Origin of the sequence: Streptomyces hirsutus, assembly GCF_001418415.1 — a bacterium.
GTDB classification, from domain to species: Bacteria; Actinomycetota; Actinomycetes; order Streptomycetales; family Streptomycetaceae; genus Streptomyces; species Streptomyces hirsutus.
The window spans coordinates 1-13634 of sequence record NZ_LIQT01000227.1; the positions used below are offsets into that span (position 1 = coordinate 1).

General features: G+C 72.2%; 12 protein-coding genes. 6 read left to right on the forward strand and 6 right to left on the reverse strand.

Translation table 11 applies throughout. From position 1 onward, the window contains the following. Positions 1 to 41: 41 nt before the first annotated feature. Entirely contained in the window at positions 42 to 1862 is a 1821-nt protein-coding gene (locus tag AOK11_RS18050) for an AMP-dependent synthetase/ligase (protein WP_055594749.1), read from the forward strand. Between the two features lie 86 nt (positions 1863 to 1948). Here AOK11_RS18050 and AOK11_RS18055 read toward each other — a convergent pair whose 3' ends face one another. After that, positions 1949 to 3088, reverse strand: coding sequence for an acyl-CoA dehydrogenase family protein (locus tag AOK11_RS18055; protein ID WP_055594750.1), 1140 nt, complete (start codon positions 3086 to 3088; stop codon positions 1949 to 1951). 102 nt (positions 3089 to 3190) lie between these two features. Between AOK11_RS18055 and AOK11_RS18060 the strand changes: the two genes are divergently transcribed. Then, positions 3191 to 3817 carry a TetR/AcrR family transcriptional regulator gene (locus AOK11_RS18060; protein WP_055594751.1) on the forward strand — a complete coding sequence of 209 codons (627 nt, stop codon included), beginning with the start codon at positions 3191 to 3193 and terminating at the stop codon, positions 3815 to 3817. Positions 3818 to 3870: 53 nt separating this feature from the next. Here the strand turns inward: AOK11_RS18060 and AOK11_RS18065 are convergent, their stop codons facing one another. From AOK11_RS18065 to AOK11_RS18080, 4 genes are read right to left on the reverse strand one after another with little or no spacing between them, the layout of a single operon-like run. Then, complete coding sequence (locus tag AOK11_RS18065; RefSeq protein ID WP_055594752.1) at positions 3871 to 5421, reverse strand: aldehyde dehydrogenase family protein; 1551 nt, start codon at positions 5419 to 5421, stop codon at positions 3871 to 3873. Further along, complete coding sequence (locus AOK11_RS18070) at positions 5418 to 6311, reverse strand: oxygenase MpaB family protein (RefSeq protein WP_055594753.1); 894 nt, start codon at positions 6309 to 6311, stop codon at positions 5418 to 5420. The genes AOK11_RS18065 and AOK11_RS18070 overlap by 4 nt, the downstream gene beginning before the upstream one ends. Positions 6312 to 6324: 13 nt before the next feature. After that, the gene (locus tag AOK11_RS42900; protein WP_055594754.1) at positions 6325 to 7920 is read right to left on the reverse strand and encodes a DUF6114 domain-containing protein; all 1596 of its coding nucleotides are present in this window, start codon (positions 7918 to 7920) and stop codon (positions 6325 to 6327) included. A 25-nt stretch (positions 7921 to 7945) separates the two neighbouring features. Then, a complete protein-coding gene (locus AOK11_RS18080) occupies positions 7946 to 8575 on the reverse strand; it encodes a DUF6230 family protein (RefSeq protein WP_240497384.1) in 630 nt (209 codons plus the stop codon). Positions 8576 to 8772: 197 nt separating this feature from the next. Between AOK11_RS18080 and AOK11_RS18085 the strand changes: the two genes are divergently transcribed. The 4 genes from AOK11_RS18085 (at position 8773) to AOK11_RS18100 (ending at position 12300) form a co-directional block, all read left to right on the forward strand. After that, positions 8773 to 9642, forward strand: a complete 870-nt coding sequence (locus AOK11_RS18085) for an oxygenase MpaB family protein (protein ID WP_240497385.1) — start codon at positions 8773 to 8775, stop codon at positions 9640 to 9642. 5 nt (positions 9643 to 9647) lie between these two features. Further along, a complete protein-coding gene (locus tag AOK11_RS18090) occupies positions 9648 to 10538 on the forward strand; it encodes an oxygenase MpaB family protein (protein ID WP_079034932.1) in 891 nt (296 codons plus the stop codon). Between the two features lie 126 nt (positions 10539 to 10664). Further along, on the forward strand, positions 10665 to 11132 hold the full coding sequence (locus AOK11_RS18095; protein WP_055594760.1) for a DUF4334 domain-containing protein: 468 nt from the start codon (positions 10665 to 10667) through the stop codon (positions 11130 to 11132). Positions 11133 to 11199: 67 nt separating this feature from the next. Then, positions 11200 to 12300, forward strand: coding sequence for a zinc-binding dehydrogenase (locus AOK11_RS18100; RefSeq protein ID WP_055594756.1), 1101 nt, complete (start codon positions 11200 to 11202; stop codon positions 12298 to 12300). Between the two features lie 58 nt (positions 12301 to 12358). On the opposite strand, the gene AOK11_RS18105 is transcribed toward AOK11_RS18100, so the two are convergent. After that, on the reverse strand, positions 12359 to 13634 hold a 1276-nt coding region (locus AOK11_RS18105; protein WP_055594757.1), incomplete at its 5' end, for an oxygenase MpaB family protein.

Consider the following 13634-nt stretch of genomic DNA (forward strand, 5'->3'; position numbering starts at 1 on the left):
TCGCTACGCCCCCGAACCGTCCAGCCCGCCAGGAGGCCGTCATGACACCAGCCCCGCGCACCGACGGGGAGCGAGCGGCACAGTCCACGCTGCCGCTGCTCGTGGAACACAACGCCCGCGCCCACCCGGACCGGCCCGCCCTGTCCTGGCGCAGGCCGGACGGCGCGGGATGGGCCACGCTCGACTGGGCGCAGGTCCGGGAGCACACCGGACAACTCGCCGCCGGGTACGCGGCGCTCGGCGTCGGCCGCGGCGACCACGTCCTGCTGATGATGGCCAACCGGTCCGAGCACTGGCTGTCCGACCTCGCCCTGGTACGCCTCGGCGCCGTGCCCGTCAGTGTCTACGGCACCTCGGCGCCCGAACAGATCGCCCACATCGCCCGCAACTGCCGAGCGGCGGTGGCGGTCGTGGAGGGCGCCGCCCAGGCCCGGGTGTGGGCGCCGCTGCTGGACGACGACGCCACACCCCTGGCCCGGCTCGTGGTCGTGGAACCCGGAGAGGAGGGCCCGCACCTGCCGTACGCGGCACTGACCCGCGAACCCGTCCCGGAGGGGTTCGAGAAGGCGCTGGACACGGCCGGCCCCGACGACCCGCTGACCGTCGTCTACACCTCGGGCACCACCGGCGAGCCCAAGGGTGTGGTCCTCACCCACCGGCAGGTGATCGCCAACGCCCTCGCGCTCGACGCGGCGGTGGAACTGCCGCCGCACGTCGAGCACATCTGCTACCTGCCGTTCGCCCACATCGCGGAACGCATGCTGGGCATCTACCTGCCCTGTCACCGCGCCTCGCACGTCTACCTGTGTGCCGACCCGACCGTCGTCGCCGAGACGGTGCGCGAGGTGCGGCCGCGGCAGTTCTTCGGGGTGCCGAGGATCTGGGAGAAACTGGCCGTGGCGGTACGCGCCGGGCTGGCCATGCTTCCCGAGGAGCAGCGCCACGGCGTGGAGAAGGCCATGGAAGTGGCCCGCGAGCACGTCGGTTTCCGGGAGCGGGGGGAGACCCCGCCCCCCGAACTGGATGCGGCGTACGCCCGGATGAGGGAGAAAGTGCTCCAGCCGCTGCTGGCCGCGGGCGGACTCGACCGGGTGACCTGGACCGCCAGCGCCTCCGCCCCCATGTCCCTGGACGTGGTGAGGTTCTGGTCCGGCCTGGGCGTCGTGATCATGGATGCGTGGGGCCTGACCGAGACGACGGGCGTGGCCACGACCAACAGCCCCCGCACCGGGTTCCGGCTGGGCTCGGTCGGACGCCCGGTCTCGTCGGTGGAGGTCCGCCTCGCCGAGGACGGGGAGATCGAGGTACGGGGCGCCTCCGTCTTCTCCGGATACCTTCAGCAGGACGGTTCCGTGCGGTCGGCACTGGACGACGACGGATGGCTGGCCACGGGGGACATCGGCCGGATCGACGACGACGGCTATGTGTGGCTCACCGACCGCAAGAAGGAAATGATCATCACCTCGACGGGGAAGAACGTCTCCCCGGCCCTGGTGGAGAACACCCTGAAGGAACACCCCCTGATCGGGCAGGCGCTGGTGCACGGCGACAACCGTTCCTACCTCGTCGCCCTGCTGGTGCTCGACCCGGAGGCCGCCCCCGCCTGGGCCGCCGCCCACGGCATCGACGCCGGCGACGACCTCGCGGCCCTGGCCGCCCACCCCGCCGTGCGCGAGGAGGTCGACCGTGCGGTCGCCGCGGCCAACACCCGGCTCAACCGGACCGAACAGGTCAAGCGGTACCGGCTGCTGGCCCGGGAGTGGGGACCGGCGACCGGTGAGCTGACGCCGTCGCTGAAGATGCGCCGCCGCGTCATCCGCGCCCGGCACGCCACCGAACTGACGGAGCTCTACGCCGACTGACGGCGGCATCGCTCCAACGCCCCGTCCACCGACGTCCGCCCCGTCCACCGACGGCCGCCCCACACGTCGACGGCCGTCAGCGACTTCTACAGCCCGTAGCTCCTGCCGATGATGTCGCGCTGGATCTCGCTGGTTCCGCCGTAGACGGTGGAGACCACCGCGGACCGCAGATGGCGTTCCATCCCGTACTCGGTGGCGTAGCCGTAGCCGCCCATCATCTGCATGCACTCCAGGGCGACCCGCTTGGCCGTCTCGGTGGCCTTGAGCTTGGCCATCGAGGCCTCCCGGGGGAAGAGCCGGTCGGGCTCGGCGTCGCAGTCCGACGCCACCTCGCGCACCAGCAGCCGCGTGCACTCGATCTCCGTGGCGAGATCGGCGACGCGGTGCCGCAGCGCCTGGAAGCTCCCGACGGGCCGGCCGAACTGCTCGCGTTCGCCGATGTAGGCGACCGCGTCGTCGAAGGCCCTGCGCGCCAGGCCCAGCATGTTGGCGGCCAGGAACAGCCGCTCGTGGTTCAGCCCGGCCATCAACTGCTTCCATCCCCCGTCGACTTCCCCGACCACCGCGTCGGCGGGCAGCCGTACGCCGGTGAAGAAGACGTCGTTGACCTCCTTGCCGCCCATGGTCTCGATGCCGCGGATCTCGATGCCCGGCGTGCCCGCCGGCACGTGGAACATGGTGAGCCCCTTGTGCTTGTCGCCGCCCGTCCGGGCCACCAGCAGCATGCTGTCGGCGAGGTGGGCGTTGGAGATCCAGGTCTTCTGACCGTCGATCAGCCAGTCGCCGTCCGCCTGCCGTTCGGCACGGCAGCGCAGGGCCCCCACGTCGGATCCGGCGCCGGGCTCCGACATGGCGATGGCGAGGACGCCGCCGCGCGCCGCGCCGCCGAGCACCTCCCGCCGCTGCCGCTCGGAGCCGAACCGTTCGTACGCCTTGGCGGTGATGACGGTGGTGATGAAACCTCCCGCGGGCACCATTCCGTAGGAGGTCTCCTCGAGGAACACGCAGGCGTCGCCGATGCCGCCGCCCGCCCCGCCGTACTCCTCGGGCAGGCAGACCCCGAGCCAGCCGAGTTCGGCGAGCATGCCGTAGATCTTGGGGTTGTGCGGCTCCCGGCCGTCCTGCGTCAGCGCGGCGCGCTGCTCCCGCGATCCGCACTCGCGCTGGGCGAAGTCACGGATGGCGGCGGCGAAGTCCGCCTGCTGTGCGGTGAGACGACTTCCCATGTGGGGCCTCCGAACGTGGTGGGACACAGCGTTGAGATACATGTATATGGAGTGTGTTTCAATGTTGCTCACTGGAGGTGGGCCGGTACCGTGAAAGACACCATGAAGACTTCTGCGAACGACTCCTTGCTCGCCCGTGCCCTCGCACGGCCGGAGACAGAGGAAAGGCTGGCGCGGCAGATCCTCGATGCCGCCGTGGAGCAGTTCACGACCTTCGGCCTGCGCCGCTCCTCGGTGGACGACGTCGCCAAACGGGCCGGCGTCTCGCGGGTGACGGTGTACCGCCGTTTCCGGAACAAGGACGGACTGGTCGAGGCGTGCCTGCTGCGCGAGGTCAGCCGCTTCTTCCAGGAACTGGACGACGCGGTCGCTCCGTTGCCGACCATGCAGGACAGGGTCGTCGAGGGCTTCGTGGTCGCCCTGCGCCACACCAGGGCCCACCCGCTCTTCGGCGGGCTGCTGCGGCTCGAACCCGAGGTGGTGCTGCCCTACCTGACCGTCCAGGGCGGCCCCGCCCTCACCGTCACCACCGATTACCTGACGTCCCATCTGCGGCGGGCCCAGCACACCGAGGGCCGCTCGGACTCCGACCCGCGGCCGGTGGCGGAGCTGATGGTGCGTGTCGCCGTCTCCTTCCTCCTCAACCCGGCCGGCTGCATCGAACTGGACGACGAGGAGCAGTCGCGCGCCTTCGCCCGGCGCTACCTCGCGCCGCTGCTCGACGCCTGACGGGGGCTGCCGGACCCGCGTCGCGTCCCGCGGCGGGTCCGGTCGGCCACCCCTCAACGCCTCGTGTGCAGCCACCGCGTGAGCGCGACGGCACGGGCCTTCGCGGCGGCCGGGGTGGCGAAGGACGTCAGGTCGACCGGAGGCGCGAAGCGCCGGACCGTGACCGACTGCGGCGCGGTGAACCCCCGCAGCCCCTCCGCACCGTGGATACGGCCGAAGCCGGAGTCGCCCGATCCGCCGAACGGCAGGGCCGGAACGGCGGCGAAGCCGAGCACCGAGTTCACCGACACCGCTCCCGCGCGCAGCCGGGACGCGATCGCGGCGCCTTCGCGGCGGCTGCCGCAGAACACCGCCGCGCCCAGTGCGTAACGGGACGCGTTGGCGCGGCGCACCGCCTCGTCGACGTCCGCCACGGCGTTGATCGCGACGGTCGGCCCGAACGTCTCCTCGGTCATCGCGGGACAGTCCTCCGGTACGTCGACCAGAACCACCGGTGCCACGAACGGCCCGCCCGGCGGCTTTGCCGAATCCGACGGCTCCGGCGACGCCGACGCATCCGTGTCACCGAGTGGTGCGCCCGCGCCGGCCGCCAGCGCGGCGTCGACGTGCCGGCGCACCACGTCGCTCTGGCCCGGCATCGTCATCGGACCGTAGGCGGCGTCCGGGCCCGTGCCGGGCCGCAGCAGGCGGGCCCGCTCCACGACCCGGTCGCACAGTTGCGCGTGCACCGCGCGGACCGCGTAGACGCGCTCCACACCCGCACAGGTCTGGCCCGCGTTGCCCAGTGCTCCCCACACGACGGCGTCCGCGGCGGCGTCGAGGTCCGCGTCCGCGGTGACGAGGACGGCGTCCTTGCCCCCGCATTCGGCCAGGAACGGCGTCAGCGACCGGGCGCACACCTCCATCACCTTGCGCGCGGTCCCCGGCGAGCCGGTGAAGGCGAGCTTGTCGACCCCGGAGGCGGCCAGCGCCGCGCCGGTTTCGGCGGCGCCCGTGACGACGGTGAACAGACCCGCGAAGTCGGGCACGGCCGCGTCGAAGAGCCGGGCGAGCAGCACGCCGGTGCCCGGGGTGTACTCGGACGGTTTGAACACCACGGCGTTGCCCGCCGCCAGGGCGTAGCCGATCGACCCCATCGGCGTGTAGACGGGATAGTTCCAGGGGCCGATCACCCCGACCACGCCGAGCGGCCGGTGGACGACGGAGGCCGCCTGGTTCGACGCCGGCAGCCCGGTGCGGACACGGCGCCTGCGCAGTACGCGGCCTGCGTTGCGCGCCGCCCAGGACAGGTGCTCCAGGGTCAGCAGCACTTCCAGCTCCGCGTCCTGGAGCGGCTTGCCCGTCTCCGCCGCGACGGACGCCGCCACCGCGTCCAGCTCCGCTGCCAGCAGCCGCTTCCAGCTCAGCAGATGGCCGCGCCGGCGGGCGGCCGGGAGCGCCGCCCAGCGCGCGCCGGCCGCCCGGCCCCGTTCCACCGCCGGCGCGACGTCCTCGGGTCCGTGGACCGGATGGTCGGCGAGCGGCCGGCCGGTGGCCGGGTCCCGGGACGTGAACGTCGCCGTCGGCGGCGCCTTTCGGGAGGTGCCGGTGTCGGTGTCGGTCATCTGTTCTCCAGAGGTGAGGTCTCGTCGGCGAGCGGTTCCAGTGGCCTGCCGTGCGCCCAGTGCGGGCCGAGGTCGTCCAGCGTCCACCCGAACGGGTAGCTGCGCGGCTTGTGCCGGAACCCCCACCACGCGGGCCGGGGCGGAAGCAGGCGTACCACCGCGGCACGGGTGCGCAGGGCGCGGTGGGCGGTGGCGCGCAGCCAGCGGGGCTGCGGGGCGAAGCCGAGCGCGGTCAGCAGTGGTTCGTCCAGAACCGCCATCGACAAGCGCGAGACGAGCGGACGCAGCGGCCGGGGATACCAGTCGGTCATGATCCGCAGGGTGGCCGCGGCCACCCGCCGGTTGGCGGGGTCGTACGCGAACATCTCCTTCTCGTAGGAGTCGAGGAGATGCTCGAAACCGGCGTAGTCGGCGGGCACGTCGGCGATGCCCATCATCTCGCCCATCCGCCGTCCGACCAGGGCCAGGCTCTCGGTCTCCTGCCAGGACAGCGGGCGCCAGCCGTAGCGGTCGATCCACCGTTTCGGGCCGACCACGGTGGTGGCCAGCACGTACAGGTAGTCCTCGTTCGGTATGCGGTAGCGGCCGTGGATACGGTTGAGGTGCCGGGCGGTGGCCCGCCCGTGCGGTGAGTCCATGCCGTCGCGGACCATCTCGTACGCGATCAGGACCGTGTCGTCGAAGCGCTTCTGCCCCGCGCGCTCGAACTCCTGCGTGCGGTCCAGCAGCCGGGAGATGCGGGGGACGCCGTAGTCGCGCAGGAACGCGACGGAGACGCCCTGAAGGTAGTCCCAGGGGAACTCGTACCGGGTGACCAGGGCGAAGATCTCCTCGTAGTCCTGCTGCGGGTCCATCTTCCGGATCCGGCGGAGCCGGGTGTAACGGCCCATCGGGGGTCCCTCCTCATCGAGACAGGGTGCGCGCTTTCAGGCCGGAGAAGTTGACCGTCTCGGCGTCGACGAGTACCTGTCCGGCCTCCACCGCGGTGACCGACAGCTCGGGCAGGTGCACGGCGATCGGCAGGTTGGCCGGGACGATGTCGGCCCCGATGCAGATCCGGGGCGTGGCGACGTCGATGACGGGGATGGTGATCGAGCCGGTGAGCTGGGTGACGTAGATGTCGACCTGGGGGATGTCGAGGTCCACGTCGATGGTCTGCACCTGGCCGGCGGTCTCCAGCCGGAAGGTGTAGTCGTCGGCGACCAGTCGGTCGGCGTGCACCCACAGCACCTTCATCCGCCCGCCGTCGGCCGTCCTGAGGTAGGTCGCGCCGTGGATGACGGCTCCGTGGGCGGTCAGGCTGTCCGCACCGACCTCCGGGTAGAGGGTGTTGACCGGATACGTCGAGCGGGGGCGGCCCGGCTGGTCCCCGATGACGATCGGCGGGCGCAGGGCCGTCAGATCGTCGGGGTCCTCGGGCATGGCACCGGACTCGGCCTCCTCGCCGGAACCCGGGGCGTCCTGGCCGGGGTTGGGCAGCCCGCCGGTGTCGATGCCGGTCAGGCACGGGAGGGTGACCTGGGCGGCGTCCTTCCTCGGATCGTTCTTGTCCTGGTCCTTCTTGTCCTCGTCCTTGCCCTGGTCGTCCTTCTCGTCCTCCCCGTCGCGCGAGGGGGACGAGGACGGGCCGGGGGAGGGCTGCGACGTCGCGGACGGGGCGTCGCCGGGCGACGGAGTGGGCGACGGGCCGGGTGACCCGGTCGGCCCGAGGTCCCACGGCCAGGTGAACGTGGGCCAGGGCAGCGGGGAGACGCCAGCGCCCGGAGCCGCCGCCGCGCTGCCGGTGCCGGCCGGCAGTGCGGCCGCCGCCAGCACCGTACTCAGCGCGAAGAGGACCGCGCCCCGGGCACGGCCGCGCCGCCGGGCATGCCGGGCGCGGTCCTCACCGGCTTTTGGGAGGCCTCCGCCTCCCTCCGCGGCCAGGGGAGGGGCGGCCGGGACGGGCCCGGCCGTCGACGGGACGCGAGGTGCGTCGCGGTCCGGGGAGGCGGCCGGGTCCTTGTCCCCGTCCGCCCTCCCGGCGCCGTCCGGTTTCCCGGCGTCGGGCGAGGCCGCCTCCTCCCGCGGCGCCGGGGCGGGATGCGGCATCCACCCGAACGCCATGGAGGAGCCGACCAGCCCCGCCGCCATCCCCATGCCGAAGCCCCCCAGGTTCGTCGTCGCCAGCGACGTCAGGGACGCGACGGCGGTGACGATCGAGACGAACATGCGCTGGTCGGGCTTGAAGAGGAAGAACAACCCGCCCGCGACCAGCACCACGCTGATGCCGACGGCCGACATCGCGCCGATGCCCACCTTGATCATCAGGGGCAGTGGGGCCAGCGGGATCGCGACCATCTCCACGCCGCCCGCGATGACCCACATCGCCGCCCAGAACGGCCGGCTCCTGCGCCACCGGCGGAACGCGCGCCGCGCCCGGGGCGCCGGCAGGATCCGGTCGAGCCAGTCGCCGACCTCCCGGGAAAGCTCCGAGAGGAATCCGAGAACGAAACTGAACATGTCGTGAGTCCGTCTCTCGGCGTCGTCAGAAGCACTGCTTGCCGGTGCGGCTGAACTCGATCTCCAGCTTCTCCAGCGTCAGCGTGCCGCTGTTGGCGGAGTACGCGGTGCTGTTGACGTCGTGCGCGACGGCGCTGTCCGCCTGGACGCCGAAGACGCCCTTGGGGCCGGTCACGCCCGGTGCGCCGGACAGGGTGGAGGCGTCGCGGCCGGCCTGGACCCCGGTGACCTTCCCGCCGCCACCGGTGAGCGCGTCCGCGTTCACGATGAGGTTGCTGCCCTTGAGCGGCTTGTCCGAGCCGGAGCGGACCAGCATCGAGATCTCCCCGACCACCGGCACCTTCTGCTTCAGTGAGACGCACACGCCCAAGACCGTGCCGTCCTTGACGGCGGCCAGCAGAACCGGCTTGGCGTCGCCGCCGGAGCCGATGGAGGACGGGAACGAGGACAGGCCGTTCGCGGTGACCTCCTCGGCGCGCACCTTGAACGCGGTGCCGGACACCGCGAAGGAGGCGGCGATCGCACCCTGGGCGAGGGCGATGCCCATGGCCCCCACGGCCAGGGTGCAGGGGACGAGCATGACGGCGCTGCGCTTCCAGTGGGTGCGGCCCTCCCCGGTGGGGATGTCGCCGTTGCGTGCCTCTCTGTCCCTCATGAGAGTTCCTTCACGTTGGAGTGATGGTGCGGGATGACGTGCCGGCCGGACCGTGAGAGAGTCGAAGATACAAAAACTATTGACTTGTTTCACGGGGCGCGTCAATACTCCGGACACGACGGAGAATCGGAGGCCTCATGAGTGGCATGCCGCACACATCCGACCCACCAACTCCCTTTCAGGTAAGGCAAAGTGACGTGACGTCACATATTCGGGCGCCACGCAGAGGCGGGGCGGTCTGGCGCTACTTCGGTGACGCCCGCTCCACGCTGATGGCCCCCCAGCTGCTGTTGCTGCAGGTGTCGCACCCGGTGGTCGGGGCCGGCGTCGCGGACCACAGCACCTTCCGCGCCGAACCCTGGCCCCGCCTGATCCGTACGCTCCTCTCGCTCACCACGGTCGTCTACGGAGGGCAGGAGGCCGCCACCGCCGAGGCACGCCGCCTCATACGGGTGCACACGCCGATGAAGGGCACCGACTCGGCGGGCCGCCGCTACCACGCACTGAACCCCGAGGCCTACCACTGGGTCCACGCCACCCTCGTCAAGGGCCCCGTGGACGCCCAGCGCCTGTTCGGCAAGGGCATGCCGGAGGAGGAACTGGAGGAGTACTACCGCGGGATGCGGGACGTCGGCCGCGTATGGGGACTGAAGGACCATCACCTTCCCCCGGACTGGCCGTCCTTCGTCGAGTACTACGACGAGATGGTGGCCCAGCGCCTGGAACACAATCAGTCGGTCCAGGACGTCCTGGACGAACTCGCCCGCCCCGCCAAGCCGTTCCGCCGGCTCCCCGGCCTGCTCTGGTGGCCGTTCGCCCGGATCACCGCGCACTACGCCCTGCTGGTCACCGTCGGCACCCTGCCCCCCGAGCTGCGGGAACGGCTGCACCTGAACTGGAGCAAGCGGCAGGAACGCGCCCTGCGGCGTTTCGCGCGACTGGTGCGCCTCCTGATGGCACTCGTCCCTCCGCCGCTGAGGATCACCCTCTCCCTGGCCATCGCCTACTGGGCCACCCACCGGCCGGGCACCGACCCCGCCGCCCGGCGGCCCCTCGGAGCGTGGTGACAGCCATGGACAGCGGTCACGCACACGCGGCCGGCCCGGACACGGGTCCCGAGCCCGTTCCGGACCCCCGCTCCGAGCCCGTTCCGTTCGAGCCGGGCTCCCTCCTCTGGGACATCGCCGGTGACGTCCGGCTCCTGCTCTCCCTGCCCGCCGCCCTGGTGCTCCAGGTCGCCCACCCGGCGGTCGGCGCGGGGGTCGACGAGCACTCCGTGTTCCGCACCGACCCCTGGGGCCGGGCCGAGCGCTCACTGGACTCCCTGCAGCTGTGGGTCTACGGCGGCGAACAGGCCCTCGAGGAGGGCCGCAGGCTCCGCAGACTGCACAGGACCATCAGCGGCACCGACACCCGAGGCCGCCCCTACCACGCGCTCTCCCCCGCCCCCTACACCTGGGTGCACGCCACCGCCTACCCGGTCTTCCTGAGAGCGGCGCAGTACCTGTCCCACCCGCTCGACGAGCGGGACGAACGCCGCCTCTACGACGAACTCCTCCACCTCGGCGCCATCCTCGGCATCAAACAACGCGACATGCCGCGCACGCCGGAGGAGTTCTGGCCGTACTTCGACACGATGGTCCGGGAAGAGCTGGAGAGGACGCCCGTCGTGGCGGAACTGCTCGACCCGCGGCGGCCGATCCCTCCGCCGGACGGCGCGGGCGCGTTCCTGCGCCGGACCTGGCCGGTGCTCCGCCCGCCCTTGGCGCGGCTGCACGTCTTCGTCACGACCGGCCTGCTCCCGCCGGCCGTCCGCGAGCACCTCGGCCTGGCCTGGACGGCACGGGACGAACGCGGACTGCGCCGCCTGGGCGCCGTCGTCCGCACGGTGGTCCCGCTGCTGCCCGAGCGCCTGCGCTACCTGCCCAGGGCCCGCGCCGCCCGCCGCGCAGCCCGTACGTGACCCCGACACCCTTACGGCGGCCCGGACGGGCCGCCCCGAGCGGCCGGTGACCGCTTCCTCCGCTCGTTTCACCCCCGTGGAAGGGACCCCATGCACAGCGGCACGGACCGCGGCACGGACCGCGGCATGGACCTCGACAAGGCTCGGACCCGGTTCGCCGAACTGCGCGGCAGGAAGACCACCGTCCCGGCCGCCGAACTCGACGAGATCTGGGCCGCGTTGCCGACCGTCCGCGTCGAGGAGATCCTCGGCACCTGGCAGGGCAGCGGCTTCGACACCGGACATCCGGTCCACCGCCGCCTGTCGGCGTCCGGCTGGTACGGCAAGACATTCCTCGCGGCCGACGACGCCAAGCCGCTGATCATGCGCGGGGAGGACGGCCGCCTGTACTCCGACACCGAGCTGGGCAAGGGCGAAGCCAGCCTGTGGATGGTCGAGTTCCGGGGCGAGGTGACGGCCACCATGGTCTACGACGGCCAGCCGGTCCTGGACCACTTCAAGGCGGTCGACGACCGCACCCTCATGGGGGTCATGAACGGCAAGGGCTTCGGCGAGAGCGGCCCCTTCTACTACTTCGTCCTCGAACGAGCATGAGCGGGAGGGCGCCGACGCGGGCCGACGGGAGCGGGGTTCGGGCGACCGGCGGCGCCGGAGCACGCCGGTGAAGGCCGCGGTGGTGGACACGACGGGCGGCGGTTTCACCGTCCAGGACGTCGACATCGCCGAACCCCTGGGCCGCGAGGTACTGGTGGAGGTGCGGGCGTCCGGCCTCTGTCACACCGACCTCACCCTCGCCGGACAGGCCACCTCGCCGTATCCGCCGCCGGTCGTCCTGGGCCACGAGATCGCCGGTGTCGTCACCGCCGTCGGACCGCACGCCACCGAGTTCACCGCCGGCGACCATGTGGTGGGCTGCCTCGTCCAGTGGTGCGGCACCTGCCCGGCCTGCCACGACGACAGGCCGTACCAGTGCCGCCGTCCCGAGACCACCCTGCGCGACCCGAAGCGGCACGGCCTCCCACGGCTCAGCCGCGACGGCCGCCGCGTCACCCAGGGGATGGGCCTGGGCGGCTTCGCCCAGCAGGCACTCGTCCACGAGAACCAACTCACCGCCGTCCCTCACCGCTTGCCGCCCGCCCCCGCCGCCCTGCTGGGCTGCGCGGTGCTGACCGGCGCCGGGTCCGTCCTCAACGCCGCGCGCGTCCGGGAGGGCGACACCGTGGCCGTGATCGGAACGGGCGGCGTCGGGCTCAACACGATCGGCGCGGCGGGACGTGCCGGTGCCTCGCGCATCGTCGCGGTCGACATCCAGGACGTCCGATTACGGCGTGCACGCGCCTTCGGTGCCACCGATGTCGTCAACTCCACGACCACGGAGGCCGTTTCGGCGGTCCGCGACCTCACCGGCGGTGGCGTGCGGCACGCCTTCGACATCGTCGGCACGGCGGCGACGGCGGACCGGGCCTTGCGCATGACCGCCCCCGGCGGGGACGTGTACGTAGTGGGCCTGGCCGGCGGCGACACAGGCGAACTGAGCCTCTCCCTGCCCCGGCTGCTCCTCCAGCAGAAGCGGATCCAAGGGCTGATCATGGGGTCGGCCACTCCTCGCCGGGACATCGCCCACTACGCCGAGCTGTATCTGCGCGGGCTCCTGAACCTCGACGACCTCGTGTCCCGGCGGATCTCCCTGGACGAGATCGACGTGGGTTACGCGGCCCTCCAGGACCCGGAGGTGGCACGCGTTGTCGTCACGTCGTTCTGAGAGCCGCTGCCACCGCCGGGCGGAGAACGCGGCATCCGCCCGGGCCGCGACGGCGACGTCAGCCCGCGGAACTCCGCTTCCCCGGCGCCCCCACGTGAACCGCCCCCACCCTCGGGGCCTGTTCGCCGAAGTGCCGCCGAAGATTCCGCTCGATGAACCGGTCGCCGCGGCGCAGCAGGTACGCGCGGCCCGCCGGCGTACGGCCGAGGACGTGGTACCGCAGAAGGTTGCCGACGAGCAGAGGTGGCACGGCCCATGGCAGAGCCGCGGGCAGCTGCAGATCCCGCATGCCCCGCCGCCCGAGGAAGTACCGCAGCATGCTCAGCAGCCGCGCCCGCGCACAGGCGCGACGCACCCGGGCGAAGCGGTCGAAGTGCAGGGCGCCCTGGGCCTCCACCAGGGCGTTGGCCAAGGGCGGCCCCGCCGGGCCGCCGTAGCTCTGAGCGAGCAACAGGTGGTAATTGAAACGGTGCTGGAGAATCTCGCGGTCGCAGAGCCAGTCCTCGTCCACACCCATCAGATGGCCGACGTACTTCCACAGGTGCATGAGCGCGCGCGACTCGGCGCGGGTGACACGCACCCCGAGCAGCCGGACGCCGAGCAGATGCATCGCGTTGAACAGACCGAGGGTGGCCGCCAGATCGGACTGGTTGACCGGCAGCCCCAGCCGGGCGACGTCCCACCGTCCCCCGCTCTCCACCTCATGGTTGACCAGGGCGTGCATGAGGCGGACATGGACCGTGAGGCGGAAGCCCTGACCCCGGCGGCGCATCGCGCCCGGTCCGGTGACCGCGGACGCCCACTGCTGGGTCTCGGCGATCCTGCGCAGCGCGGACCCACCGGCCAGACCGCCGGTCTCGACCAGCAGCCTGGGCGGCCCGTCGAACCGGTACGAGCCGATCAACGCCAGCTGCAGCATGACGTCGGCGGAGTTGCGGCCGAACCTGCGGGCCACCCGGCCGCCCTCGTCGACCAGGTCGAAGTCCACCCAGTCCGGCACCGGGTCGACGGCGGCGAAGAAGTTCCGCAGCGCCGCCGGAGGACCGGGCACCGAGTCGATCCCGTCGGCGAGCGCGGTCCTGAACTGGCCCATCGTCACCCGGCCCGGATGTGCCGGGTCGGTGATCCGGAGCGCGCTCGCCAGCTCCGCCGCGATCACGTCGCGCGCCGTCAGCCGCTCACCGATGGACGCCAGCAGCGCCGGATCCACCCTGCCCCGGCGCCCCAGCAGCAGCCGCAGCGGTCTGCCCAGACGCCGGTTGAGGCTCTCGGTCTCGCGAAAGCGCCGCGGATACAGGGCCGGATGCGGGGCCGGATGCGGGGCGGGGTGCGGG